Source organism: Brachybacterium avium, from assembly GCF_002216795.1.
GTDB lineage: Bacteria > Actinomycetota > Actinomycetes > Actinomycetales > Dermabacteraceae > Brachybacterium > Brachybacterium avium.
In genome coordinates this window covers 131,162-155,611 of record NZ_CP022316.1, presented here as the reverse complement: position 1 = coordinate 155,611, position 24,450 = coordinate 131,162, and the positions used below count along the sequence as shown (strand labels likewise).

At 70.9% G+C, this 24,450-nt stretch carries 24 protein-coding genes, 1 tRNA gene and 1 pseudogene; 21 read left to right on the top strand and 5 right to left on the bottom strand.

What is annotated here, in order from left to right; translation table 11 throughout:
- The first annotated feature begins 116 nt into the window (after positions 1 to 116).
- The 7 genes from rpsD to CFK39_RS00670 all read left to right on the top strand — a co-directional run bounded on the left by rpsD (position 117) and on the right by CFK39_RS00670 (position 6,894).
- Positions 117 to 743 (top strand): 30S ribosomal protein S4, encoded by a 627-nt coding sequence (rpsD, locus tag CFK39_RS00700; RefSeq protein WP_089063858.1) that lies wholly within the window; start codon positions 117 to 119, stop codon positions 741 to 743.
- Positions 744 to 896: 153 nt separating this feature from the next.
- The gene (gene alaS, locus CFK39_RS00695) at positions 897 to 3,605 is read left to right on the top strand and encodes an alanine--tRNA ligase (RefSeq protein WP_089063857.1); all 2,709 of its coding nucleotides are present in this window, start codon (positions 897 to 899) and stop codon (positions 3,603 to 3,605) included.
- On the top strand, positions 3,602 to 4,153 hold the full coding sequence (ruvX, locus tag CFK39_RS00690; protein WP_089063856.1) for a Holliday junction resolvase RuvX: 552 nt from the start codon (positions 3,602 to 3,604) through the stop codon (positions 4,151 to 4,153). The genes alaS and ruvX overlap by 4 nt, the downstream gene beginning before the upstream one ends.
- A complete protein-coding gene (gene mltG / locus CFK39_RS00685; RefSeq protein WP_089063855.1) occupies positions 4,153 to 5,313 on the top strand; it encodes an endolytic transglycosylase MltG in 1,161 nt (386 codons plus the stop codon). Before ruvX ends, mltG begins: the two co-directional genes overlap by 1 nt.
- Positions 5,286 to 6,173: a shikimate dehydrogenase gene (locus CFK39_RS00680; protein WP_245822766.1), complete on the top strand. Its 888-nt coding sequence runs from the start codon at positions 5,286 to 5,288 to the stop codon at positions 6,171 to 6,173. The genes mltG and CFK39_RS00680 overlap by 28 nt, the downstream gene beginning before the upstream one ends.
- 99 nt (positions 6,174 to 6,272) lie before the next feature.
- Entirely contained in the window at positions 6,273 to 6,716 is a 444-nt protein-coding gene (locus CFK39_RS00675; protein ID WP_089063854.1) for a hypothetical protein, read from the top strand.
- A gap of 92 nt (positions 6,717 to 6,808) precedes the next feature.
- A tRNA-Leu gene (locus tag CFK39_RS00670) sits at positions 6,809 to 6,894 on the top strand.
- A 74-nt stretch (positions 6,895 to 6,968) separates the two neighbouring features.
- On the opposite strand, the gene CFK39_RS16380 is transcribed toward CFK39_RS00670, so the two are convergent.
- Entirely contained in the window at positions 6,969 to 7,190 is a 222-nt protein-coding gene (locus CFK39_RS16380; RefSeq protein WP_172805625.1) for a hypothetical protein, read from the bottom strand.
- Positions 7,094 to 7,342: a helix-turn-helix domain-containing protein gene (locus CFK39_RS17415; RefSeq protein ID WP_420836224.1), complete on the bottom strand. Its 249-nt coding sequence runs from the start codon at positions 7,340 to 7,342 to the stop codon at positions 7,094 to 7,096. The genes CFK39_RS16380 and CFK39_RS17415 overlap by 97 nt, the downstream gene beginning before the upstream one ends.
- 266 nt (positions 7,343 to 7,608) lie before the next feature.
- Here CFK39_RS17415 and CFK39_RS00660 point away from each other — a divergent pair, with 266 nt between their 5' ends.
- Both CFK39_RS00660 and CFK39_RS00655 read left to right on the top strand, forming a co-directional pair.
- Positions 7,609 to 8,076, top strand: coding sequence for a tRNA (cytidine(34)-2'-O)-methyltransferase (locus CFK39_RS00660; protein ID WP_089063852.1), 468 nt, complete (start codon positions 7,609 to 7,611; stop codon positions 8,074 to 8,076).
- The gene (locus CFK39_RS00655) at positions 8,073 to 8,939 is read left to right on the top strand and encodes a TrmH family RNA methyltransferase (RefSeq protein WP_089063851.1); all 867 of its coding nucleotides are present in this window, start codon (positions 8,073 to 8,075) and stop codon (positions 8,937 to 8,939) included. The genes CFK39_RS00660 and CFK39_RS00655 overlap by 4 nt, the downstream gene beginning before the upstream one ends.
- Before the next feature lie 28 nt (positions 8,940 to 8,967).
- On the opposite strand, the gene CFK39_RS00650 is transcribed toward CFK39_RS00655, so the two are convergent.
- Complete coding sequence (locus tag CFK39_RS00650) at positions 8,968 to 9,471, bottom strand: hypothetical protein (RefSeq protein WP_089063850.1); 504 nt, start codon at positions 9,469 to 9,471, stop codon at positions 8,968 to 8,970.
- Between the two features lie 87 nt (positions 9,472 to 9,558).
- Positions 9,559 to 9,837 carry a DUF5703 family protein gene (locus CFK39_RS00645; protein WP_089063849.1) on the bottom strand — a complete coding sequence of 93 codons (279 nt, stop codon included), beginning with the start codon at positions 9,835 to 9,837 and terminating at the stop codon, positions 9,559 to 9,561.
- Positions 9,838 to 10,003: 166 nt separating this feature from the next.
- Between CFK39_RS00645 and CFK39_RS16375 the strand changes: the two genes are divergently transcribed.
- The 3 genes and pseudogenes from CFK39_RS16375 to mshC all read left to right on the top strand — a co-directional run.
- Positions 10,004 to 10,318 carry a DNA primase gene (locus tag CFK39_RS16375; RefSeq protein ID WP_089063848.1) on the top strand — a complete coding sequence of 105 codons (315 nt, stop codon included), beginning with the start codon at positions 10,004 to 10,006 and terminating at the stop codon, positions 10,316 to 10,318.
- Between the two features lie 163 nt (positions 10,319 to 10,481).
- Positions 10,482 to 11,354 (top strand): undecaprenyl-diphosphate phosphatase, encoded by an 873-nt coding sequence (locus CFK39_RS00635; protein ID WP_089063847.1) that lies wholly within the window; start codon positions 10,482 to 10,484, stop codon positions 11,352 to 11,354.
- A 34-nt stretch (positions 11,355 to 11,388) separates the two neighbouring features.
- Positions 11,389 to 12,510: pseudogene (gene mshC / locus CFK39_RS00630) on the top strand (cysteine--1-D-myo-inosityl 2-amino-2-deoxy-alpha-D-glucopyranoside ligase); the annotation flags it as partial.
- Positions 12,511 to 12,693: 183 nt separating this feature from the next.
- Here mshC and CFK39_RS00625 read toward each other — a convergent pair.
- A complete protein-coding gene (locus tag CFK39_RS00625; RefSeq protein WP_089063846.1) occupies positions 12,694 to 13,503 on the bottom strand; it encodes a PAC2 family protein in 810 nt (269 codons plus the stop codon).
- A gap of 79 nt (positions 13,504 to 13,582) precedes the next feature.
- Here CFK39_RS00625 and CFK39_RS00620 point away from each other — a divergent pair, with 79 nt between their 5' ends.
- The 9 genes from CFK39_RS00620 (at position 13,583) to CFK39_RS00580 (ending at position 24,442) form a co-directional block, all read left to right on the top strand.
- Entirely contained in the window at positions 13,583 to 14,698 is a 1,116-nt protein-coding gene (locus tag CFK39_RS00620) for a site-2 protease family protein (RefSeq protein WP_089063845.1), read from the top strand.
- Between the two features lie 43 nt (positions 14,699 to 14,741).
- Positions 14,742 to 15,809 (top strand): tRNA (adenine-N1)-methyltransferase, encoded by a 1,068-nt coding sequence (locus CFK39_RS00615; RefSeq protein WP_245822765.1) that lies wholly within the window; start codon positions 14,742 to 14,744, stop codon positions 15,807 to 15,809.
- 28 nt (positions 15,810 to 15,837) lie between these two features.
- A complete protein-coding gene (arc, locus tag CFK39_RS00610; RefSeq protein ID WP_089063843.1) occupies positions 15,838 to 17,415 on the top strand; it encodes a proteasome ATPase in 1,578 nt (525 codons plus the stop codon).
- Positions 17,412 to 19,097, top strand: a complete 1,686-nt coding sequence (gene dop, locus CFK39_RS00605; protein WP_089063842.1) for a depupylase/deamidase Dop — start codon at positions 17,412 to 17,414, stop codon at positions 19,095 to 19,097. The genes arc and dop overlap by 4 nt, the downstream gene beginning before the upstream one ends.
- Positions 19,098 to 19,122: 25 nt before the next feature.
- Positions 19,123 to 19,314, top strand: coding sequence for a ubiquitin-like protein Pup (locus tag CFK39_RS00600; RefSeq protein ID WP_089063841.1), 192 nt, complete (start codon positions 19,123 to 19,125; stop codon positions 19,312 to 19,314).
- A gap of 4 nt (positions 19,315 to 19,318) precedes the next feature.
- Positions 19,319 to 20,770: a Pup--protein ligase gene (pafA, locus tag CFK39_RS00595; RefSeq protein WP_089063840.1), complete on the top strand. Its 1,452-nt coding sequence runs from the start codon at positions 19,319 to 19,321 to the stop codon at positions 20,768 to 20,770.
- A 67-nt stretch (positions 20,771 to 20,837) separates the two neighbouring features.
- Positions 20,838 to 21,836 carry an FKBP-type peptidyl-prolyl cis-trans isomerase gene (locus CFK39_RS00590; protein ID WP_089063839.1) on the top strand — a complete coding sequence of 333 codons (999 nt, stop codon included), beginning with the start codon at positions 20,838 to 20,840 and terminating at the stop codon, positions 21,834 to 21,836.
- A gap of 30 nt (positions 21,837 to 21,866) precedes the next feature.
- Positions 21,867 to 22,250, top strand: coding sequence for an FKBP-type peptidyl-prolyl cis-trans isomerase (locus CFK39_RS00585; protein ID WP_089063838.1), 384 nt, complete (start codon positions 21,867 to 21,869; stop codon positions 22,248 to 22,250).
- Positions 22,220 to 24,442: a primosomal protein N' family DNA-binding protein gene (locus CFK39_RS00580; protein ID WP_245822764.1), complete on the top strand. Its 2,223-nt coding sequence runs from the start codon at positions 22,220 to 22,222 to the stop codon at positions 24,440 to 24,442. Before CFK39_RS00585 ends, CFK39_RS00580 begins: the two co-directional genes overlap by 31 nt.
- The last annotated feature ends 8 nt before the right edge of the window (positions 24,443 to 24,450 follow it).

The following is a 24,450-nucleotide window of genomic DNA, read 5'->3' as shown; positions in this document are numbered from 1 at the left end:
TTCCGTGTGACCAGCGCCGTCGGTCGTGGACCGCAGGGGTCGGCTGCGGTAAGGTGGGCCGCTGAATCCGCGGCTGCAAGACTGGATTCACCACACGCGAACAAGAGGTATACCTCGTGACCAACGTCACCCGTGCGCGCCGTCAGGCGCGTCTCTCCCGAGCCCTCGGGCTCCCGCTGACCCCGAAGTCCGTCAAGTACTTCGAGAAGCGCCCGTACCCCCCGGGCGAGCACGGCCGTGCCCGCCGCCGCACCGAGTCCGACTACGCCGTGCGGCTGAAGGAGAAGCAGCGCCTGCGCGCTCAGTACGGCATCCGCGAGAAGCAGATGCACCGTGCGTACCTCGACGCCAAGAAGGAGCCGGGCCTGACCGGTGAGAGCATGGTCGAGCTGCTGGAGATGCGTCTGGACGCGCTCGTCCTCCGCTCCGGCTTCGCCCGCACCACCCTGCAGGCCCGCCAGGCCGTCGTGCACCGCCATGTCCTGGTCGACGGCAAGCTGGTGGATCGTCCCTCCTTCCGCGTGAAGCCGGGCCAGACCATCCAGATCAAGCCCAAGTCCCAGGCGATGGAGCCCTTCCAGATCGCTGCCGAGGGCGGCAACTCGGATGTGCTCGCCTCCGTCCCCTCGTACCTCTCGGTCGAGCTGTCCGAGCTGAAGGCCCAGCTCGTCGCACGCCCGAAGCGCGCCGAGGTCCCCGTGACCGTCGACGTGCAGATGGTCGTGGAGTACTACGCGCGCTGATCGTGTAGCACCGCGGCTCGACAGGCCCCGGCGGGTGTACTCCGGTACCCTGACCGGGGCCTTCTTGTCCGCACAGACGGCCCTTCGACCTCCGTCCCTCTCGCACTCCGCCGCTGCTGCACCATCTGCAGCCCCAGGAAGGACACCTCTCCCATGCGCACCTCCGAGATCCACCGCCGCTGGCTCGACTTCTTCGCGAAGAAGGATCATGAGATCGTGCCCAGCGCCTCGCTGGTGTCCTCCGATCCCTCGATCCTGTTCACGATCGCCGGGATGGTGCCCTTCATCCCGTACATCGTCGGCACCGAGAAGGCCCCGTACCCCCGGGCGGTGAGCGTCCAGAAGTGCATCCGGACCAACGACATCGAGAACGTCGGCCGCACCACGCGCCACGGCACCTTCTTCCAGATGGCCGGGAACTTCTCCTTCGGGGACTACTTCAAGACCGGTGCGATCGACTACTCCTGGGAGTTCCTCACGACGGCTCAGGACCAGGGCGGTCTCGGCTTCGACCCCGAACGGCTGTGGTTCACCGTGTGGGAGCACGACGAGGAGTCCTACCGCCACATCACCGAGGTCGTCGGGCTGGACCCGCTCCGGGTGGTGCGACTTCCGCGCGAGGAGATCTTCTGGGACACCGGTCAGCCCGGCCCGGCGGGGCCGTGCGGTGAGTGGCACTACGACCGGGGCGCGGAGTACGGCCCCGATGCCGTGACCGGCACCGTCCCCGAATGGCCGGGTGACGAGAAGGCAGAAGACCGCTACATCGAGATCTGGAACCTGGTCTTCGACCAGTACCTGCGCGGTGAGGGCAAGGGCAAGGACTACCCCCTGCTCGGGGAGCTCGACCAGAAGTCGATCGACACCGGCCTCGGAGTGGAGCGCGTCGCCTATCTGCTCCAGGGCGTGGACAACATGTACGAGATCGACCAGATCTTCCCGGTCATCGAGAAGGCTCAGGAGCTCTCCGGTCGTGTCTACGGCGCCGATGGCGAGGATGACGTGCACCTGCGCATCATCGGCGACCACGTGCGCAGCGCCCTGATGCTGGTGGCCGACGGGGTCCGTCCCGGCAATGAGGGCCGCGGCTATGTGCTGCGACGCCTGATCCGTCGTGCCGTGCGCTCGATGCGGCTGCTGGGCTACGCGGAGCGTTCCATGCCTGCGCTGCTGCCGATCTCGAAGTCCCAGATGGTGGAGTCCTATCCGGAGCTCGCCGACGACTTCGGCCGTATCAGCGAGATCGTCTACGCCGAGGAGGAGGCCTTCCGCCGCACCCTCGAGACCGGCACCACGATCTTCGACGGCGTCGTCGGCGCGGTGAAGCAGGAGGGCGGCCGTGTGCTGCCCGGTGAGGATGCCTTCCGTCTCCACGACACCTATGGCTTCCCCATCGACCTCACGATGGAGATGGCCAGCGAGGTCGGGCTCCAGGTGGATGCCGATGCCTTCCGCAGCGCCATGCAGGAGCAGCGGGAGCGGGCGCGGGCCGATGCCGCGGCGAAGAAGGCCGGGCACACGGATACCGCGATCTACAACCGCCTGCTCAGCCAGCGCGGAGGCGAGGTGCCCTTCCTCGGCTATACCGAGGCGACCGTCGCCACCACTGTCGAGTCCGTCCTGGTGGATGGCGCACTGGTCGACTCCGTCCAGGCGCCCGCCCAGGTGGAGGTGGTGCTGGCCTCGACCCCGTTCTATGCCGAAGCCGGTGGTCAGCTCGCTGACCAGGGCCAGATCTCCCTCACCGGCGGCGGCCTGATCGAGGTCGACGACGTGCAGAAGCCCGTGCGCGGCCTGATCGTGCACCGCGGCCGCCTGGTCGAGGGCGACCTGACCCGCGGCACCGCCGCGATCGCGACCATCGACGCGGAGCGCCGCGGGGCGATCGCCCGGGCGCACACCGCGACCCACATGGTCCACGAGTCCCTGCGCGAGGAGCTCGGCACCCACGCCACCCAGGCCGGCTCCGAGAACTCCCCGGGCCGGATGCGCTTCGACTTCCGCTACGGCCAGGCGGTGCCGAAATCGGTGCTCGAGCAGATCGAGGGCCGGGTGAACACGCTGCTGCAGGACGAGCTGGCCGTCACCGACCAGCAGATGCCGATCGACGAGGCCCGGGCGCTCGGCGCGCAGGCCCTGTTCGGCGAGAAGTACGGCGATATCGTCCGGGTGGTCTCGATCGGTGGGGACTGGTCGCGCGAGCTGTGCGGCGGGACCCATGTCGACAGCACCGGCGCGATCGGCACCGTCCAGCTGATGGGCGAGGCCTCGATCGGCAGCGGTGTGCGGCGCGTGGACGCGCTGGTCGGGCTGTCGGCCTATCGCCATCAGGCCAAGGAGCATGCGCTGGTCTCGCAGCTGTCGGAGCTGCTGAAGGTCGGTGCGGCCGAGGATCTGCCCGAGCGGGTCCGCTCCCTCACCCAGAAGATGAAGGACATGGAGAAGCAGCTGGCCGCGATGCGCGGGCAACAGCTCCAGGCCGAGGCCGGCACGCTGGTGGAGACCGCGAGCGACGTCGACGGCGTGCGTCTGCTCGCCCATGATGCCGGTGAGGGCGTCGCCGCCGGTGACCTGCGCACCCTCGCTCTGGACCTGCGCAGCAGGCTCGGCGAGGACAGGCCGGTCACCGTCGCGGTCGCCGGCCACGAAGGCGGCCGTGCCGCGCTCGTGATCGCCACCAATGCGGCGGCCCGCGAGCGGGGCCTGGCAGCGGGCACGATCCTCCGCGGGGCCGCCGAGGCCATGGGAGGCCGCGGCGGCGGCAAGCCCGACCTGGCCCAGGGCGGCGGCGGCGAGCCCGCTCGCATTCCCTCGGCGCTCTCCGCGGTGCGCGAGGCGATCGAGACGGCTCGGACTGCATGAGCCAGTACAGCGGCGAGCCGGCTGAGGACTCCCCGGGCCTGCCCCGGGGAGTCCGGCTCGGGGTCGATGTGGGCGATGTCCGCGTCGGCCTCGCGCGCAGTGATCTGGACGGGATGATCGCGACCCCCGTCGAAACGCTCGAGCGTGACACCGCCGTCGGGCGTGTCGTGCAGGAGGCGCGCGGGGCGGAGGCCCGTGTCATCATGGTGGGGCTTCCGAGGTCCCTGAACGGCTCCGAGGGCGCTGCCGCCCAGAAGGCACGGGACTTCTCCCAGGAGCTCACCGAATCGCTCGCCGGTGACTCACCGAGCATCGAGGTCAGGCTCATCGATGAGCGACTGACCACCGTCTCGGCGCACAAGGCGCTGCACAGCTCGGGCCGCAAGGGCCGCAAGCACCGCCAGGTCGTGGATCAGGTCGCCGCCGTGATGATCCTCCAGCAGGCGCTGGATACCGAGCGGTCCACCGGCACCCGCGCCGGCGAGAGGGTCGAGGTCGCACCGGCCGAGCCCGCGCCGGCCCAGGACCCGACACAGGAGGACGCCTGATGGACGACGAGGACCTCTCCTTCGACGAGCTCGCGCAGACGCAGAGCGAGACCAAGCCGTCCACCCGGCATGGTCGGCGCAGAGCTCCGCGACGGGGTGGGATCCTACGGCGTGCGCTGCCGGCGCTGCTGGTGCTGCTGGTCCTGGGAGGTCTCGCCTACGGAGGGTTCGAGGGATATCGCTGGGTCACCTCCAACGTCAGCGTCGAGGACGAGGCATCCGAGTTCGAAGGACCCGGCCACGGCGACGCCGCAGTCGAGGTCGCCGAGGGCGATACCGGGGCAGACATCGCGAGCACGCTGGTGGAGGAGGGGGTCATCAAGTCCACCGGGCCGTTCGTGAGCCTCTTCAGCAGCACGCCCGACGCCGCCCAGATCGAACCCGGCATCTACTCGCTCCAGCTCGAGATGACCTCGGCCGAAGCGCTCAACGCGCTGATGGATCCCGCGAACCTGGCCGGCCACCGGGTCATCATCCCCGAGGGGAGACGGCTCACCCAGATCTGGGAGCAGCTCTCCGCCGCGACCGACATCCCCGTGGAGGACTTCGAGACCGCGGCGGAGGACTACACCTCCTACGGCATCCCCGAGAACGAGGCCGGCACTCTGGAGGGATACCTCTGGCCGGGCCGCTACGACATCTACGAGGACCAGACCGCCGAGGACATCATCGCGATGATGTGGGGGCGGATGGAGGAGCAGCTCACCGCGCGGGAGATCCCCGAGGACCAGTGGCACCGGACCCTGACCATCGCCTCGCTCGCGGAGATGGAGGTGCGCCGGACCGAGGACTACGGGAAGGTCGTGCGCACCATCGAGAACCGGCTCGAAGGCGCGGGGGAGGCAGACGGCACCCCGATGAAGCTGCAGTTCGACTCCACCGTCCATTACGCGGCCGGGAAGTCCGGGAGCGTCGCGACCTCTGATGAGGAGCGCGCCTCCGACAACCCGTACAACACCTACCGCCACACGGGACTGCCGCCCGGTCCGATCGCCGCCCCGGGAGCGAACGCGCTGGATGCCGCCGTCGACCCGCCGGCGGGCGACTGGCTGTACTTCGTCAGCGTGAACACGGACTCCGGGGAGACGAAGTTCGCGGCCACCTGGGCGGAGCACGAGGAGAACGTCAAGGAATGGCAGGCCTGGGAGGCGGCGAACTGATGGGGGCACGACGCTTCGCCGTGGTCGGTTCCCCGGTCGGCCACTCGCTCTCACCCGTGCTGCACCGCACGGCATACGCGGTCCTGGGCATCACCGATGTCGACTACGTCCGGCACGAGGTGCGCGCCGGGTCGCTCGAGGACTTCCTGGCACGGGGACCCGGCAAGGAGCTGTCCGGGCTCAGCGTGACAATGCCCGGCAAACCGGAGGCCTTCGCCCTGGCCGCAGAGGTCGACGCCACCTCCCGTGCGCTCGAGGTGGCCAATACCCTGCTGCGTCGCGAGGACGGCACCTGGCGGGCTGAGAATCATGACGTGCACGGCATCGTGGCCGCCCTCGGCGACCACGGCGCCCGCCCCGGCGGCACCGGTGCGGTGCTCGGCTCCGGAGCGACGGCCCTCAGCGCCGTCGCCGCCCTGCTCGAGCTCGGCGTGGACACGGTGCTGCTCTCCGCCCGCTCGGCGGAGAAGCTGTCCGTCCTGGAGGAGTTCGCGGTGCGAGGCGGAGCAGAGGTCCAGCGCGTCCCCTGGGATCGGCACCACGAGGTGCTCGAGGCCGACTGCGTGATCAGCGCCCTCGCGATCGCGGGTGCGCGCGCCGTGGCCGGGCAGTGGCATGCTCGATCCTCGCTCCCACGGGCCGGGGTGCTGCTGGATGTGCTCTACGACCCCTGGCCCGCCCCGCTGGCGGCCGTGGTCTCCGAGGCCGGGGGAGAGGTCGCCGATGGGCTGGAGATGCTCACCCATCAGGCCGATATGCAGCTGCGCTCGATGCTGGGCGTGCCTGAGGCTCCGGTTGTCCAGATGCTCGCCGCTGCCCGGCGGGAGCTTGCTCGCGGCGCGGCGGATCGGTGGGCCTGAGGGGACTTCAGGCCTTGCCCGCATCGGTAAAGTTTGAGTAAAGTGATCTGCGTCGCACGGTCTCCGGGGGAGTCCGGTCACGAAGAGGAGAGGTCATCCATGGAGCCGTCGCACGAGGCGCAGAACGAGATCGGGACCGCGACCCTCGAGGTCGCGGAAACGGGCTCCGACACAGAGGATGCGGTCGCCGAGGATCTCCCCGACGCTCTCGATTCCGAGACCTCCACGATGATGCTGCGCCGGTGCACCGCTCTGGCCGCGCGTGCTCGAGTGGATCTGCTCTCCCCGAGCCGGTGCGGCGCTGCGGATGAGCTCGTGGACCTGCTGGCCCGGATGGAGTCCTGGGACCCGGCGGCCCTCGAGGCGCCCGACCCGACGATGACGGTGCTCGCGGCTGCCGCGCTCCAGGATCTCACCGAGCGCCTGCGCGTCGCCGAGCTGCAGCAGGAATCGCACTGGTCAATGCTCATCACCAGCACCGATGCTGTGCTCGCGGTGCTGCGCGGCATCATGGCGGGCGGCGCACTGCGCGTCCCGGCGTGATTGTCTTCACGTTCCTGCTGGCAGCGCCGCTTTCGGTGTCAGGGAGCGGCGGATGCCGTGCTAATCTGCTCTCGTCGCTGCGGCGAACACCCGTCCGGGTGGCGGAATTGGTAGACGCGCTAGCTTGAGGTGCTAGTGCCCGTTTTAGGGCGTGGGGGTTCAATTCCCCCCTCGGACACTCTGTGGTGTCTCAGGACATCGTTCGCGGATGTCTTGGGACATCGTTCGCGAGGAGAAGGCTCCGGTGAGTGTTCACCGGGGTCTTTTTCGTTGTGGTTGGTACCCGCGGTCGGGGTCGATGGTGTGTTCGGCGAGTAGTTCTCCGGTGGCGAGGTCGATGACCATCGTGTCGGGGCCCTCGCGGATGATGCGGACTCTCAGTCCGGCGTGGGCGCGGCCGATGCCGAGGTGGCGCATCGTGCCGGCGTAGCGCAGGGAGACTTTGCCGTGGGTGTCGACTCTGTCGGTGCGCACGGAGTAGTCCCTCTGGCGGGTTCCTCCCACGGAGGCCTTCGGCGTGAGCCGGGGTCGAGGGCCTCGACGCCACCTTTGCGGTAGCGGGCCACGAGGATCTGTACCCAGCGCGGGGAGACGTGGAACTTCTGTGCGGCTTCGTTGGTGCTCATGCCCGCCTCGATGACGCTGAGCACTATCGCTGTGTTCTTCGACATGCTCCATCGTGCGAATGATGACGCGAGACACCAGCCCTCTACTACGGCCGATCATGACGACGCCGAGGTGCGAACGATGACGCGAGACAGGGGCGAACTATGTCTTGAGATCACACACCCCCTCGGACACTCGATACGAACCCCGATCCACTGCTGTGGTTCGGGGTTCTTCGTCAATCCGCACGCTCGGCCGCTGCCGCCTGCGTGGGAGAATCTGCGTCATGGTCCACGTCTTCCTCCACGAACCGGTCATCGCCGGGAACACCGGCAACGCGATCCGGCTCTCCGCCGTCACCGGTGCCCACCTCCACCTGATCGAGCCGCTCGGCTTCGACCTCGAGGACGCGAAGCTCCGCCGGGCCGGGCTGGACTATCACGACCTCGCCGACGTGAGCATCCACGCCGACGCCGAGCGGGCGCTGGCGACGCTGCCCCAGGCCAGGGTCTTCGCCTTCTCAGCGCACACCGACATCACCTTCGACAGCATCGAGTACTCCCGCGAGGACATCCTGCTGTTCGGGACCGAACCGAGCGGCCTGCCCGAGGAGGTCCTGGCCCACCCGCGGATCACCTCCCGGGTGCGGATCCCGATGCTGCCCGCACGCCGCTCGCTCAACCTCGCCAACGCTGTCTCGATCGCGGTCTACGAGGCCTGGCGACAGCTCGGCTACGACGAGGCCGGAGCATGAGCCACCGGCGCTCCGCAGCGCGCGAGCACCGCTCGTCCCTGCCGGCGCGGCTGGAGCGTCGCAACGCCCTGTTCCAGCAATGGCAGGCCCTGCTGACCAACCGCACCAAACGCGCCCGCAGCGGCGAGATGATCATCCAGGGAGTCCGACCGATCACCCAGGCGATCGCTCACGGGGTGGAGATCCGGGCGCTGCTGTCAGACGGTCGCGATCAGGCCTCCCGCTGGGCGCGGGAGCTGCTCGAGGACCCTCCCGGCCCGGTCGTGGAGCTGGCGCCCGAGCTGATGGCCGAGCTGGGGGAGCGGGAGGGCGGAGCGCCGGAGCTGCTGGCTCTGGCCGCGGTGCCCTCTGACACTCTTGACCGGCTCACCCCCACGGACGCCTCGGTGGTGGTGGTCTTCGATCGACCCTCCGGTCCGGGGAACATCGGCTCGCTGGCCCGTTCGGCCGACGCGTTCGGCGCCGAAGCACTGCTGATCACAGGCCACAGCGCCGATGCCTGGGATCCCGCGGCCATCCGCGCCAGCACGGGGTCGCTCTTCGCGCTGCCCGTGCTCCGCATCCCCTCCCACAGGGAGGTGCTGGAGTGGATCGGTGCGCGCAGAGCACTGGGGGAGCAGTGGACGGTGCTCGGGCTCGACGAGACGGGCGGGCACGAGCTGTCCCTCGAGGACCTCGCCGGGCCGACCCTGGTGGTCATCGGCAACGAGACCGTCGGCATGAGCGCCGGCTGGCGGGAGGCCTGTGATGTCATCGCCGAGATCCCGATCGGCGGCTCCGCGTCGTCGCTGAACGCCGCAGTGGCCGGCTCCGTCGCGCTCTACGAGATCCAGCGGCAGCGCCGTCCCACCCGGCGCGGCTGAACGGTTCCGGCCCCGACCCCCTGCCTCCTCAGGAGCCGCCGAGAGCGGCACGGACCAACGGGGCACCGAGCAGCCCCAGGAACGGTCCGGACAGCAGCACCGGACCGAACGCGAAACGCACCCCGGCCCGACGGGTCGCAGCCATCACCGCGATCCCCAGCATCCCGCCGAGCAGCGCGATGCCCAGCAGGCCCGCGATCAGCACCTCGCCGCCGAGCGAGGCCGCCATCAGCACCACCACCGGGAGCGTCTTCGCATCCCCCATCCCCAGCAGCGTCGGAGCGACCAGCGCCACCAGGATCGCCCCGAGACCCAGCACCAGGGCGAGCACCACCGCCGTGCGCAGGTCCCCGCGCAGCGCGGGCTGCAGCAGTCCGACCACCAGCAGCGTCGCCCCCACCGCCACGGTCAGCAGTGCCACCCAGCGGTTCGGCAGCCGATGCTCCCTCCCGTCCACCCAGGACAGCACTGCCGCGGGCGGCAGGTACACCACCAGCAGCACACCGATCAGGGACGCGGAGATCTCGGGCACCAGGCCATTGCATCAGAACCGGGCGAGCAGCGGGGAGATCGGCGTGCGGGTGTGGAGGACGGACCGGACGACGCCGTGGCAGCGCGGCTAGAGCGTGGAGCGCACCCGAAGAATGCGCCGCCGCATCCAGACCTTCCGGCCTCCGCCGACGTACAGGCGCGTGCGGGCGTGCTCCCAGCGCCCGTACTCCGCCTGCTCGGCGAGCTCGGCCCGCACCTGCCCGATCGAGGTGCCGCGCGGCACGGTGAGGATCTGGAACTCGTAGTCCTCCGAGCGGCGTCCGCGCTCGACGGGCAGATCCCGCCACTGACGTGGATCGCTGACATGTTGGACACCGGCGACGAGGGCAGTGCGGGGTCGGATCAACGGGGTCCTCCTGTGCTCGATGACCTGCGGCATGACCAGCGGAAGCCGCTAGCGCACCGCGCTCGGGGGCTGCCGTGGGGACGAGTCCCGCACCGTGAGGGGTCTGCTGGTCACGAGATGCCCGTCCCACTGTCCATTGTGCCGCCGGACGATGTACCGTCCAAGCATGAACTCGGATCCTCGCTCTGCTCTTGCTGCGCTGATCGCTGCCTTCGAACGTCACTACGAGGCGGCTGCCGCCTCGCGTGGCGATGACGACCCCGCTCTCGACGCGGCCACGGAGCAGCTCGCCACGGCCTTCGACGCCTATGACGACGCCCTCTTCGACGCCTACGAGATCGCCACCCCGCTCATCGTCTTCGACGATGACGATGACGACGATGATGACGACGACGACTTCGATGACCTCGACGACTTCGAGGACGAGGACGATGAGGACGCCGACGACGGGTACGACGACGAGGACGATTCCGGCCGCTGAGCGCGGGCCTCCGCCGGGCGCCTCCCCGGCACCTCCACGTACTCTTCACCACTGCTCCGCTGCGCGGTGCCGGGCTGACCGCCCGGCGCCGCGTACTCTGTCCGGGGCCCGCGGTCGCCGCACCGCGGCGCCGTCAGAGCCCTGAGTCGATCGAGGAGAGTTCATGTCGTTCATCGAGGCGGTCATCCTGGGGCTGGTCCAGGGATTGTCCGAGTTCCTTCCGATCTCCTCGAGCGCCCACGTGCGCGTGGTCGGAGAGCTGATGGCCCCCGGTCAGGATGCTGGTGCGGCATTCACCGCGATCATCCAGCTCGGCACCGAGACGGCGGTGCTGATCTACTTCTGGAACGACATCAGCCGCATCATCGGCAAGTGGTTCCGCGCCCTGGCGGGAAAGATTCCGCATTCCGACCCGGATGTCCGGATGGGATGGCTGGTGATCCTCGGCTCCATCCCGATCGGTGTGCTGGGGCTGCTGCTCGAGGAGCAGATCGACTACAACCTGCGCAACCTCTACATCACCGCCGCGATGCTGATCTTCTTCGGCATCCTGCTCGGCTTCGCCGACCGGATCGCCCCGCAGCGCAAGGAGCTCACTCAGCTCACCGTGCGCGACGGCATCATCTTCGGCTTCGCCCAGGCGCTCGCGCTGATCCCCGGCGTCTCCCGCTCCGGCGGCACCATCACCGCGGGGCTCCTGCTGGGCTATAAGCGCGAGGCCGCCGCTCGCTACGCCTTCCTGCTCGCCGTCCCGGCGGTGTTCGCCTCCGGCCTCTACAAGGCGGCCAAGGAGATCCCGGTGCTGCTCACGGCCGACGGCCGGGCCGCGGCGGCGGCGGCGGGGGAGCCGTCCCTGATGGCGATGGTGGTCGCCACCGTGGTGGCCTTCGGCGTGGGCTACATCGTGATCGTCTGGTTCATGCGGATCATCGAGAACCACTCCTACCTGATGTTCGTCGCCTACCGCATCGTCGCAGGGCTGCTGCTGCTGGGCCTGCTCTGGTTCGGCGCGGTCGACCCGCTGGGAGGGTCCTGAGCCGGGCACGGACCGCAGATCGTATGATCGCAGGGTGCATTCCTGGACCTCCCCCGCTCTTGACCCCCTTCCCGCCTCCGGCGTGCCGCTGAGGCTGTACGACACCCGTGCCGCGAGGGTCTCGCCCATCCTCCCGCTCACCCCGGGGAAGGCCCGGCTGTACGTCTGCGGGATCACCCCGTACGACTCCACTCACCTGGGCCACGCTGCGACCTACCACGCCGCCGACCTGATGCGACGGGCGCTGCACGACACCGGGTACGAGGTCGAGATGGCGCAGAACATCACCGACGTCGACGATCCGCTGCTCGAGCGCGCCGCCCGTGACGGAGTGGACTGGCGGGAGCTCGCCGCCTCGCAGGTCGAGCTGTTCACGCAGGACATGGAGTCACTGCGGATCATCGCCCCGGAGACCTATCGCTCCGTGAGCGAGGCGATGGATCAGATCATCACCGTGGTCCGCACCCTGCACGAGCGTGGCCGCGCCTACCCGGTGGAGGCGAGCGACGCCGCCGGGCCCGACTGGTACCTCGACCTCTCCGTCGATGGTGCCCTCGGGGATGTCTCGGGATGGTCCGAGGAGCGGATGCTCGAGGTCTTCGCGGATCGGGGCGGCGATCCGGACCGCGCCGGCAAGCGTGGGCCCTTCGATCCGCTGCTGTGGCGAGCAGAGCGCGAGGGCGAGCCCGCCTGGGACGCGGCCGAGCTCGGCCGGGGCCGACCCGGATGGCATGTGGAGTGCGTCTGCATCGCGGAGGAGGGGATCGGGCTGCCCTTCGACATCCAGGCCGGCGGGAGCGATCTGATCTTCCCGCACCACGACCTCAGCGCCGCGCACTCGGCGGCGCTGGGACGTCCCTTCGCCGCCGCCTATGCGCACAGCGGCATGGTCGCCCACCAGGGCGAGAAGATGAGCAAGTCGCTGGGCAACCTGGTGTTCGTGCACCGCCTGGTGCACGAGGGCGTGGATCCGATGGCGATCCGCCTGGTGCTGATGGCACATCACTACCGCAGCGACTGGGAATGGTCGGAGCAGGAGCTCGAGCAGGCCACCGCCCGGCTCGAGCGCTACCGCGTCGCCGCCCGCCGCGGCGGCCGCTATCCCGCCACGGTCCAGGAGATGCGGGCCGCGCTGCGCGATGACCTCGACTCCGCTCGCGCGCTGGAGGCCCTGGATGCGTGGGCCGAGGGCGGGATCTCTGCCCGCTCGGACGACATGACCCCGGGCCCGGGGATGTCTCCGCCGCGGCCGATGCCCTGTTCGGGATCACGCTCGAGAGCTGATCGCAGGGCCGTCGGCTCCGAGCGCCCCGACGCATTGCGCGCGCGGAGCGTGAGCTCACTCGGACTCGCGGCGCCGGCGCAGGAACTGCTCGAACTCCCTGGCGATCGCGTCGCCGCTGGCCTCCGGCAGGCCGGCCGCATCCTGGGCCCGCTCCAGCCGGGCGACGTACTCGGCCACGTCCTCATCGGTGCGCGCCAGCTCGTCGACCCCGCGCTCCCAGGCCTCCGCATCCTCGACCAGCTCTTCGAGCGGGATCGAGGCGCTGACAAGGTCCTGCACCTCCCGCATCAGCCCCAGCACCGCCTTCGGGGAGGAGTTCTGCGAGACGTAGTGGGGGACCTGCACCCAGATGCTGGTGGTGCGCAGCCCGGCGCTGGCGGTGCGACGGGCCAGGATCATGGGCACACCGATCGGGCCGGTGTACAGCTCGGAACCCTCCACGGGCTGGGCGGGCACCGGCTCCACCTGGGCGGACACCGGCAGCGGCCGGGAGTGGGGCGAATCGGCGAGCAGGGCCCCGAGAGCGATCACGGAGCTGACGTCCAGCACCTGCAGCTGCTCGAGCACCTCGTCGCAGAAGCGCTTCCAGCGCAGCGAGGGCTCGGGGCCCATCACCGTCACGATCTCGGGGCCGCGCGGCGGGGTGACCAGGTGGATCCGGGTGTCCGGCCAATCGATGACCCGCAGGCCGTCCTCGCTCGTGTGGATCTCGGGGCGGTTCACCTGGAAATCGATGAACTCCTCCGCATCGACCGCGCCCGCCGGTCGGGTGGGCCAGACCTCATGCAGATGCTCGATCACCCCGGTGGCTGCCTCGCCGGCATCGTTCCATCCGTGGAAAGCCGTGATGGCAATTCGACTCATCACCCCATCATAGGCTCAGGAACACGGGTTATCCTCGGCCTGCCCGGGGGCCCCGCCCCGGCTGCGGAGGAGACGGAACATGACCAGCCCCACGGTGCGCCTCGGGTCGCTGCCGGCGCTGCGCATCAGCCCCGGCACCCTGCTCACCGTGCTGCTGTTCGCCGCGCTGATGTATCCCTCGCTCGCCCGCGGCGGTGTCGCCCCGACCACAGCGGTGCTCCTCGCGCTCGGCATCGGGGTGTTCATGATCGTCTCGGTGCTCGTGCACGAGGTCGCTCACGCAGTGGTGGCCCGGGGCTTCGGCGCCAGCGTCGATCACATCGCCCTGACCCTGTGGGGCGGTCACACCCAGTACCGCTCCCGGCAGATGTCGACCCTCGGCTCCCTGCTGGTCTCGTTGTCCGGCCCGGCCGCGAACCTGCTGCTGGCCGGGGTGTCCACCGGGATCGGGCAGCTGTCCGAGCCCGGCACCGGGGCGGCGGTGTTCTTCACCGTCAGCTCCTGGCTGAACCTCGTGCTGGCGGTGTTCAACCTGCTGCCCGGACTGCCCATGGACGGTGGGCGCGCCCTGGAGACCCTGCTGGGTGCACTGCTGAGCAGCCCCGAGGCCGGTACCCGGATCACAGCCTGGCTCGGTCGGGCGATCGCGGTGGCGGTGGTGGCCTACCCCCTGTGGTGGATCGTGCGCGCCGGCGGTGCCGGCGGCTTCTCCCTGCTCAGCCTGGTCTGGGCGCTGCTGATCGCCGGGATGCTCTGGCAGGGCGCCACGCATGCTCTGTCCGGAGCCGCTCTCCAGGGCCGTATCCGCACCCTGGACGCCGCCTCCCTCGCCCGAGCGGTGCACGTGGTCCGGCCGCAGTCGCCGCTGGCGGACCTCGACCCCTCCGCGGACCTCTCCACCGTGCTGATCCTGGACCGCGCCGGTGCCCCGTCGGGCATCATCGGGCGCGCCTCGCGCATCGACCCGGCGGCAGCCGCCGCGGTTCCCGCCGCGCAGCGGGCAGCGACTCCCGTCCTCGCCGTCGCCGGGACGATCGGCGAGCTCGCAGCCCTGCCCGTCGCGCTGCGCGGGGACGCCCTGATCGATGCGATGCTCGCCCGTCCCGCCCCTGCCTACCTGCTCCTGGAGGAGGACGGCACCGCCCGCGGTGTGATCATGAGCGCGGACGTCAACGCGATACTGCGCGCACGGTGAACATCATCGTTGGTGCCGCTGCCCGGGCCATATGCTGGAACGTATGACAGATCAGCCGCAGCCCGCTGCCGACACCGGGGCGCCGGGGCCCGCGCCCCGCGCACCCCGCCGCGGCCTGGATCGCACCGGCCCCTTCGCCCTCGGCGACAAGGTCCAGCTCGCCGACGCCAAGAACCGCCTGCACACCATCACCCTCAAGCCCGGCGGCGAGTTCCACTCGCACCGCGGGGTGCTGCGCCACGACCAGCTGATCGGTGCCGAGGACGGCGTGGTGGTCGAGAACTCCCACGGCATCGTCTACCAGGCGCTGCGCCCGCTCTACGCCGACTACATGCTGTCGATGCCGCGCGGCGCGGCGATCATCTATCCCAAGGACTCCGCACAGATCCTGATGTGGGGCGATATCTTCCCCGGGGCCCGGGTGCTCGAGGCCGGCGTCGGCTCCGGCGGCCTGACCACCGCGCTGCTGCGCGCCGTCGGCCCCGAGGGTGCGGTGCACTCCATCGAGCGGCGCGAGGACTTCGCCGAGGTGGCCCGGGAGAACGTCGAGACCTTCTTCGGCGGTCCGCACCCCTCCTGGGAGCTGTCCGTCGGCGACTTCCAGGAGCTCGCACCCACGCTCTCGCCCGGGGAGCCCGCCGTGGACCGCGTGGTGCTGGACATGCTCGCCCCCTGGGAGTGCGTGGATGCCGCTGCGGAGGTGCTGGTCTCCGGCGGGGTGTACCTGGCGTATGTCGCGACCGTCACCCAGCTCTCGCGGACGGCTGAGGCGCTGCGCGATCATGGTGAGTTCACCGAGCCCTACGCCTGGGAGTCCTTCGTGCGTCCCTGGCATCTCGAGGGCCTCGCCGTCCGTCCCGAGCACCGCATGAACGCGCACACGGGATTCCTGCTCACCGCCCGCCGCACCGCCCATGGCACCCCGGCGCTGCGCCGTGCCACGAGGCCGGCGCCCGGCTCACGCCTGGAGGAGGAGCTGAACCATCCCGACAACGAGGGATTCGGTGGCTCCGAGGGAGAGTGGGGCGCGCAGGATCTGGGGGAGCGGGGAGTCGCGCCGCGCAAGCTCAAGCGCGCGCTGCGCGACCTCCGACAGGGCCGCGATCGCTGATCTCTCCCAGGAAGGAGACCGCAGGAGAATGAAGACCTACGCCGAGATGACCGCGGAGCTCGAGCAGCTCGCGGGCCACAACGACCGCCTGACGGCAGGGCTGCGCTCCGCCCGGGCGCAGATCGTCGAGCTCAAGAACGACCTCGAGCGGGTCGGTGACCCGCCGAACTCGTACGCGACCTTCCTGCGCCGCTGCGAGGGCACCACCATCGACGTGCTCCACCACGGCCGCCGGCTGCGGGTGTCGACCGCCGCGTCCCTGGACCTGGAGGCGCTGGCCCCGGGCGCCGAGCTGCGCCTGAACGAGGCCCTGGCCGCCGTGGAGGCTGTGGCCCCGAGCGACGCCGGCAACGTGGTGCCGGTGGTCGAGGAGCTGGCCGACTCGCGACTGCTGGTGGCCGTCGCCCCCGACGACACCCGCGTGCTGCGCCGGGCGGGCACCCTCACCGACGAGGAGCTCCACGCCGGCGACCACGTGCTGGTGGATCTGAAGTCCCAGCTGGTGCTCGAGCGCATCGACCGCGCCGAGATCACCGATCTCGTCCTCGAACAGGTCCCGGAGGTCTCCTTCGACCAGATCGGGGGGCTGGGCGAGCAGATCGAGGCGATCCGCGACGCCGTCGAGCTGCCGTTCCTGCAGCAGGATCTCTACCGCACCTACGGCCTGCGCCCGCCGCAGGGCGTGCTGCTGTATGGGCCGCCCGGCTGCGGCAAGACCATGATCGCCAAAGCTGTTGCCCATGAGCTCGTCCTGCGCAGCGCCGAGGTGCGCGGGGTGAGCGTGGCCGAGGCGCTGGAGAACTCCGCCTTCCTCAACGTCAAGGGCCCCGAGCTGCTGAACAAGTACGTCGGCGAGACCGAGCGGTCGATCCGCCTGGTGTTCGAGCGTGCCCGGGAGAAGGCCGCGGCCGACCACCCGGTGGTGATCTTCTTCGACGAGATGGAGGCGCTGTTCCGTACCCGCGGCACCGGTATGTCCAGCGACGTCGAGACCACGATCGTGCCCCAGCTGCTGGCCGAGATCGACGGTGTCGAAGGGCTGGACAACGTCATCGTCATCGGTGCCTCCAACCGTGAGGACATGATCGACCCCGCGATCCTGCGGCCGGGCCGGCTCGACGTGAAGATCCGGGTGCGCCGCCCCAACGCCCGGGCCGGACGGGAGATCCTCGGCCTGTACCTCGATGACTCCGTCCCGATGCGCGAGGACCGGGAGCAGCTGCTGGACCTCGCCGCCCGCGAGATCTACGACGAGGGCCCGGCCTCGGCCTTCGTGCGGGTCGAGTACTCCGACGGCGGGCAGGACACCCTCCACTTCCGTGATTTCGTCTCCGGCGCCACCCTGCGCAACATTGTGGACCGGGCGAAGAAGATGGCGGTGAAGGATCAGCTGGCCACCGGTGAGGTCGGCGTGGCCTCCCGGCACCTGCGCGAGGCGATCACCGCGGAGTTCGTCGAGAACGAGGACATGCCCTCGGCCGCGCATCCCGAGGACTGGGCCCGGGTGACCGGACTGCCCGGTGGCGGCAGGCGCCGCGTCGAGGCGATCGTGCCGCTGCAGGGACGCACCCGGACCACCGCTGCCGAGGAGGAGGTCTCCGCATGACCCACCAGCCCCAGGACGCCGCAACCGCTCTGACCACCGAGCGGGTGATGGGTATCGAGACGGAGTTCGGGGTGGTCCACGCCGATCTCGAGGACCGTGCCCGTTCCGGCGCGGGCAGCTCGATCCTGCTCTCCCACCTGGTGGTGGGCGCCTACGCCCTGCTCGATCCGCTCGAGGGGGAGCGCGGCCGGCGCGTGCGCTGGGACTACGGAGACGAGACCCCGCTGCGGGACGCGCGCGGCTTCGAGCTGCAGCGCGCCGCCGCCCATCCCAGCCAGCTCACCGATGAGGTGCGCGATGCGCATGTGCCCAGCGTCGAGATGGACACCCCGTTGGCCGGGCCGGAGGTCGCCCCCGACGGGGATGATGCCGAGGTGCTCGCCTGGGCCACCCAGCGCTCGATCGGCAACGCGGTGCTCCGCAACGGCGCCCGCTGGTACGTGGATCATGCGCACCCGGAGTATTCGGCGCCCGAGGTGCTGCGGGCCCGCGAAGCAGTGGTCACCGACCGTGCAGGCGAGGAGATCGCCCGGCGCGCGATGGCGATCCTCGCCGCGGCCGACGGCATCCCGGACGTCGCCCTGTACAAGAACAACACCGACGGCAAGGGCGCCTCCTACGGCACCCATGAGAACTATCTCGTGGACCGTGCAGTGCCCTTCGAGCGTGTGGTCACGGCGCTGCTGCCGTTCCTGGCGTCCCGGCAGGTGCTGGTCGGTGCGGGTCGGGTGGGGCTCGGCACCCGGGGTGAGCGGCCCGGTTTCCAGCTCTCCTCCCGCGCCGACTTCATGGAGGCCGAGGTGGGCCTGGAGACGACCCTGAACCGGCCGATCGTCAACACCCGCGACGAACCGCACTCCGACCCCACGCGGTTCCGTCGCCTGCACCTGATCATCGGTGACGCGAACCTGCTCGAGGAGTCGACCTTCCTCAAGCTGGGCACCACCTCGCTGGTGCTCGCCGCGCTCGAGGCCGAGCATCGCACCGGCACCGCGATCCTCCCGGACCTGCGGCTCGCCGACCCGGTCGCCGCGGTCCGCACCATCAGCCACGATCCGAGCCTGCGGGCCACGGTGCCGCTGGTCGATGGCCGGGAGCTCACGGCGCTGCAGATCCAGCGCACCCTGCTCGAGACCCTCACCGCGGTCGCCGACCGCGCGGACAAGGAGACGGCGCAGGTGCTGCGCAGCTGGGAGGAGATCCTCGATCTGCTCCAGGAGGATCCGATGCGCGCCGCCGACAGGGTGGAATGGGTCGCCAAGCTCCAGCTGCTGAACCGCTACCGGGAACGCCACGGCCTGGACTGGGGGGACCCGCGGCTGCAGATGGTGGACCTGCAGTACTCCGATCTGCGGCCCGGCCGCGGCCTGTTCGACAAGCTGCGCACCGCCGGCGCCGTACCCACCCTGGTGGGACAGGACGAGGTCGAACAGGCCGTGCGGACGGCGCCCACCAGCACCCGTGCTCATCTGCGCGGCGGGCTGATCGCCGCGCACCGGGCCCAGGTCCCCGCAGCCGGCTGGGACGCGATCACCCTGGCAGGCCCCACCGGTGGGCACCGGCTGCGCCTGGCCGATCCGCGCCTGGGCTCGGCAGCCTGGTGCGACCAGCACGGCATCGACCCGGCCGACGATCCCGAGACGATCCTGGACGCCCTGCGCAGGGCCGTCAGCGACAGTTGACCCACCACGACACAAGGAGGACGCCATGTCCCAGCAGTCCCTGAACGCCCCCGGCTCCGAGGGTGAGGAGCCCGTCGAGGGCGCCGACCAGGTGGCCGGCGGGCAGGTCTTCGCCTCCGCCCAGGCGGCGGACGACCTGCTCGACGAGATCGACTCGGTGCTCGAGTCCAACGCCGAGACCTTCGTGCGCTCCTTCGTGCAGAAGGGCGGCCAGTGACCCGATGAAGCGTCGCGTGGGAGGTCTGGAGACGGAGTACGGGCTGGTGTGTGTGCGGGCCGACGGCTCGCGGGCACTCGAGCCGGAGGCCGCGGCCCGGGAGCTGTTCCGCCCGGTGGTGGCGATGGGCCGCAGCTCGAACGTATTCCTGCGCAACGCCGCGCGCCTCTACCTCGACGTCGGCTCGCACCCGGAGTACGCCAGCGCCGAGTGCGACGACTGGTGGGAGCTGGTCGCCCAGGACCGTGCCGGGGACCGGATCTTCGCAGATCTCGCCGCCCAGGCCAACCAGCGGCTCGCCGCCGACGGGCAGGATGCCCGCATCCATCTGTTGAAGAACAACGTCGATTCCGCGGGCAACGCCTTCGGCTCCCACGAGAACTACCTGGTGGACCGGCGCGGGGAGTTCACCCGCCTGCCCCGCTACCTGCTGCCCTTCCTGGTCACCCGCCAGATCGTCACCGGAGCCGGAGGAGTGGTGCGCTCCGCTCCGGAGGACGGCAGCTTCCCCCATCGCGTCGTGAACGGCCCTGACGCCGGCGCCGAGGACGCTGACGCCCAGTTCGTCTTCTCGCGCCGCAGCGACCACATGTGGGAGGCGGTCTCCTCGGCCACCACCCGCACCCGCCCAATCATCAACACCCGCGACGAGCCGCATGGAGATCCCACCCGGTTCCGCCGCCTGCACGTGATCGTCGGGGACTCCACGATGAGCGAGGTCTCCACGCACCTGCGCTTCGCGACCACCGATCTGGTGCTGCGCGCGATCGAGTCCGGTCGCGCCCTGCCCGAACTGGCGTTGGCAGATGACATCGCCGCGATCCGGGTCGTGGCCCGTGATCTCACCGGCACCACCGCGATCCGCACCGCCGGCGGCGGCACCACCACCGCGATCGAGATCCAGCAGCGGTGGCTGGACCATGTCACCGGCTTCGCCGACGACTCCGAGCGGGAGGTGCTGGAGAACTGGCAGCGAGCGATCGACGCGGTCCGCACCGGCGACCGCTCCTGGGCCGCGCAGAACCTGGACTGGGCGATCAAGGAGCGTCTGTTCGGCCAGGTCGCGGAACGTCGCGGAGTGGGCCTGGAGGACCCGGCGATCGAGCGCCTCGACCTCGCCTATCACGACATCGACCCCACCCAGGGCGTGTTCCACGCCCTGCAGCGCCGTGGCCTCGCGCCGCAGATGCTGGAAGAGGCACGGATCGAGGCGGCCCGGACCACGGCTCCCACGACCACCCGCGCCCATCTGCGCGGCCAGGTGGTCACCGCGGCCCAGAAGCACGGGGTGGATCACGTCGTGGACTGGACCACCCTGCGCCTGACCCGGCCCGGGGCCATGCCGGTGCAGGTCCTGGACCCCTTCGTCACCGAGCTCCCGGCGGTCGACGACCTGCTCGCGGAGATCCGCTCCCAGGGCACCGCGGCGCCGGTGGATCCGATGCCCTTCGCCTGAGGCACTCTGCGGTGAGCGCTCGGCCACACTCCGCGAATGCTCATCCTCCGCCCCGTACCCTGGTTCCGTGTCCCGCCCCGGGCCCACCGATCCGAAAGGCCCCCACTTGATCCGCCGTCGCACGCTGCTGACCACCGCTCTCGCCGCCACCGCCGCTATCGGCCTCGCCGCCTGCACTGACGACGCCAGCGAGGGCAGCGGAGCTTCCGATGCGGGAGGCGCTTCCGACGGTGGCGGCGGCGACCCGCTGGCCGGCGTCACGGTCAGCGAGGATCTCGGTGCGGAGCCGACGGTCGAGTTCACCGCGCCGCTCGAGGTCTCCGCGGCCGCCGCGGAGATCGTCGTCCCCGGGGACGGGGAGACCATCGCCGAGGGCGACACCATCATCTGGCGCGACCTGTATGTCGACGCCTCCACCGGGAAGACCCTGCAGTCCTGGTGGCAGGGAGCACCGGCCGGAGGCGTCCAGGTCACCGCCGAGGGCATCGGTCAGGCCGCGTTCGACGTGTTCACCACCATGGCCGTGGGCTCCCGCTTCGTGATGGCCGGGTGGCAGCAGTCCGCGGACGGTCAGGCCTACTCGCTGCTGCAGGTCGCCGACGTCGACCGCATCGTCTCCCCGCTGCGCGCCGAGGGCGAACCCGCGGAGCCCTCCGGCGCGCTCCCGTCCGTCACCCTCGCGGACGACGGTGCGCCGGCGCTGGACGCCCCGCCGGAGGGTGAGGCACCCACCTCCACCGAGCGCGAGGACCTGATCGTCGGCACCGGTGACACCACCCGCGCCGGCGACTACCTCACCATGCACTACACCGGCTGGAAATGGTCCGACGGCTCCCAGTTCGACTCCTCCTGGGAGCGCGGGGCCCCGTTCTCCTTCGTGCAGGGCGAGGGCCGTGTCATCCAGGGCTGGGACGAGAATCTGCTGGACCTGCCCGTCGGCTCCCAGGTGATGCTGGTGATCCCGGCCGCCGAGGCCTACGGTGAGGACCCCGACGCCCATGAGCTCGGCGGCGAGACCCTGGTCTTCGTGATCGACGTGCTCGACGCCGCACACACCGAAGCCTGATCCATCCCCCACACCACACAGGAGGACCGCATGACCGATCGCACCAAGCCCGAGGTCGACTTCCCCGAGGGCGATGCCCCCACCGAGCTGGCCAGCACCGACGAGATCGTCGGCGATGGGGAGGAGGCCGGCCGCGGCGACGTCGTCGACGTGCACTACGTCGGCGTCTCCCACTCCACCGGCGAGCAGTTCGACGCCTCCTGGGACCGCGGCGAGCCGCTGCGCTTCCAGCTCGGCGTGGGCCAGGTCATCTCCGGCTGGGACCAGGGCGTGCAGGGCATGAAGGTCGGCGGCCGTCGCCGCCTCGACATCCCGGCCTCCCTCGGCTACGGCGCCCAGGGCGCTCCGCCGGTGATCGCCCCGAACGAGTCGCTCATCTTCGTGTGCGACCTGGTGGCGGTGCACAAGCGCTGAGCAGGTCCGCCGAGGGGACGGCGGGGGAGCACGCAGGAGGCCTGGCCGACGGTCAGGAATTCCTCTTCGCGGCCCCCGCCGTTCCTGTTCCCGTCCCCTCCCCGTCGGCCGAGCCGCCGAGCGACCCGGGCCGTCCCGCCGCGGCCCGGGGCTCCGGCCTGCGCACGACCGCCGGCTTCGAGGTGGTCGAGGAGCTGCCCGTGGCGAGCGTGCGCCTGGTCGGTGTGCTGCCCCACCTGGATCGCCCCTTCGAGTACGCGGTGACCCCCGCGACCGCGACCGCCGGTGCCGGGATGCGGGTGCGGGTGCGGTTCTCGGGCAAGGACACCGAGGGCATCGTGCTGGGCCGCCATGCCGCGCCGACGACGGACCGGGCGCTGGCCCCGCTGCACCGCCTGGTCTCCGAGGACGTGGTGGTCCCGCCCGCGATGATGCGGGTGTGCGAGGAGGTCGCGGAGCGCAGCGCCGGCACCGTCGGCGATGTGCTGCGCCTCGCCCTGCCGCCGCGCCACGCCCGCGCCGAGAAGGCCGACCGCGCCGCGGAGGCAAAAGAGGCGGATGCGATGGACGCGATCGAACCGGCGGAGGAAGCGGAGGCAGAGGCGGGGCCGGACGCCGACGCCTCGTCCACCACCGGCCGTCCCGGGGACCGCTACCCGGGGCTCGCCGCCCTGCTGTCCCGTGCCGGCAGCCCGGAGGGCCCGGTGCCCCGCGCGAGCCTCACCCTGGACGCCGTGGACACCTGGACCGAGGTCGCCGCCGACGCGATCTGCGACCTCGGCGAGGAGCAGGGCGCGCTCGTCGTGGCCCCTGACCGGCGGGACGTCATGCGTCTGTCCCGGGTGCTGACCGCACGCGGCATCGCGCACGAGATCCTGGCCGGGTCCGAGGGTCCGGAGAAGCGCTACCGCACCTTCCGTCGGATCCTGCGCGGCGCCACCCGGGTGGTGCTCGGCAACCGTTCCGCCGCCTTCGCCCCCGTGGCGAACCTCGCCCTGGCGATCTGCTGGGATGAGGCGGACGACCTGCTCGAGGAGCCGCGCGCCCCGTACCCCCACACCCGCACCGTGCTGCAGTGCCGCTCCGCCGAAGAACGCTGCGCCCTGCTGTTCCTCGCCGCGAGCGAGTCGGTGACCCTCCGCGCCCTGGCCGATCACGGTTACCTCGCCCGGCTGGAGCCGGTGCCGGGACCGGTCACCGCGGTGCGCCCCCGGATCGTCGCGATGGACGAGTACCTGCGCGAGCGCGAAGGTCCCTCGGGCCGCTCCCGCCTCCCGCAGGAGGCGATGCGGGTGATCCGGCGCGGCCTCGAGCGCGGACCGGTGCTGGTCCAGGTGCCCCGCTCCGGCTATGTGCCCGCGATCGCCTGCACCTTCTGCCACACCCGCGCCCAGTGCCCGCACTGCTCCGCGCCCCTGTCCCTGAGCGGACGGAACGGTCCGTTGCACTGCCGGGTCTGCGGGCGACGGGAGGACGGCTACCGCTGCCCCGAGTGTGATCGCACCCAGGTGCGGGCCATGGTCGTCGGCTCCACCCGCACTGCCGAGGAGCTGCACCGAGCCTTCCCCGACACGCCGCTGAAGGTCGCCGGCGGCGCACACGGCGCCCTCGAGGACGACGCGATCCCGGAGCGCGCGATCATCGTCGCCACCCCCGGCGCCGAGCCCGCACCGCCCGGCCGCTACGCCGCCTGCCTGCTGCTGGACGCCGATGCGCTGTTGGGCCGTGCCGCTTTCGACGCAGACGTCGAGGCGGTGCGGCGCTGGCGCGGCGCCATCTCCCTGGTGCGCAGCGCCGACGACGGGGGAGAGGTGCTGGTGGTGGGCACCTCCACCCTGCCCGCGATCCGGGATCTGGTCGCCCACCGCTCCTCGTTCTTCCTCGACCGGGTGCTCGCGGACCGACAGGAGCTGGACCTGCCGCCGTTCTCCCGGGTCGCGGAGATCGTGGGGGAGCGGGAGGCGTGCCGCAGCTTCCTGGAGACCGCCGAGCTGCCCGACGGCGTCGACGTCTTCGGGCCGGTGGACCTGGAGGGCCCGGAGCTGATCGACCGGTCCCGCGCCGTGGTGCGCCTGGAGCCCTCCCGCTCCCGGGAGCTGGCCGATGCGCTGCGCGCCGGCGTCGCCGCCCGCAGCGCCCGCAAGGCCAAGGGCTCCCTGCGGGTGCGGCTGGATCCGCCCGACGTCTTCTGAGGCGGCGG

Coding starts and splice junctions, on each gene's coding strand:
- CFK39_RS00585 (WP_089063838.1), top strand. CDS start 21,867: ATGACCGATCGCACCAAGCCCGAGGTCGACTTCCCCGAGGGCGATGCC.
- CFK39_RS00620 (WP_089063845.1), top strand. CDS start 13,583: ATGACCAGCCCCACGGTGCGCCTCGGGTCGCTGCCGGCGCTGCGCATC.
- ruvX (WP_089063856.1), top strand. CDS start 3,602: ATGAGCCAGTACAGCGGCGAGCCGGCTGAGGACTCCCCGGGCCTGCCC.
- pafA (WP_089063840.1), top strand. CDS start 19,319: ATGAAGCGTCGCGTGGGAGGTCTGGAGACGGAGTACGGGCTGGTGTGT.
- CFK39_RS00635 (WP_089063847.1), top strand. CDS start 10,482: ATGTCGTTCATCGAGGCGGTCATCCTGGGGCTGGTCCAGGGATTGTCC.
- CFK39_RS00655 (WP_089063851.1), top strand. CDS start 8,073: ATGAGCCACCGGCGCTCCGCAGCGCGCGAGCACCGCTCGTCCCTGCCG.
- CFK39_RS00625 (WP_089063846.1), bottom strand. CDS start 13,503: ATGAGTCGAATTGCCATCACGGCTTTCCACGGATGGAACGATGCCGGC.
- CFK39_RS16375 (WP_089063848.1), top strand. CDS start 10,004: ATGAACTCGGATCCTCGCTCTGCTCTTGCTGCGCTGATCGCTGCCTTC.
- CFK39_RS00660 (WP_089063852.1), top strand. CDS start 7,609: ATGGTCCACGTCTTCCTCCACGAACCGGTCATCGCCGGGAACACCGGC.
- CFK39_RS00680 (WP_245822766.1), top strand. CDS start 5,286: ATGGCAGGCCTGGGAGGCGGCGAACTGATGGGGGCACGACGCTTCGCC.
- CFK39_RS00615 (WP_245822765.1), top strand. CDS start 14,742: ATGACAGATCAGCCGCAGCCCGCTGCCGACACCGGGGCGCCGGGGCCC.
- CFK39_RS00600 (WP_089063841.1), top strand. CDS start 19,123: ATGTCCCAGCAGTCCCTGAACGCCCCCGGCTCCGAGGGTGAGGAGCCC.
- CFK39_RS00675 (WP_089063854.1), top strand. CDS start 6,273: ATGGAGCCGTCGCACGAGGCGCAGAACGAGATCGGGACCGCGACCCTC.
- CFK39_RS17415 (WP_420836224.1), bottom strand. CDS start 7,342: ATGAGCACCAACGAAGCCGCACAGAAGTTCCACGTCTCCCCGCGCTGG.
- arc (WP_089063843.1), top strand. CDS start 15,838: ATGAAGACCTACGCCGAGATGACCGCGGAGCTCGAGCAGCTCGCGGGC.
- alaS (WP_089063857.1), top strand. CDS start 897: ATGCGCACCTCCGAGATCCACCGCCGCTGGCTCGACTTCTTCGCGAAG.
- dop (WP_089063842.1), top strand. CDS start 17,412: ATGACCCACCAGCCCCAGGACGCCGCAACCGCTCTGACCACCGAGCGG.
- mltG (WP_089063855.1), top strand. CDS start 4,153: ATGGACGACGAGGACCTCTCCTTCGACGAGCTCGCGCAGACGCAGAGC.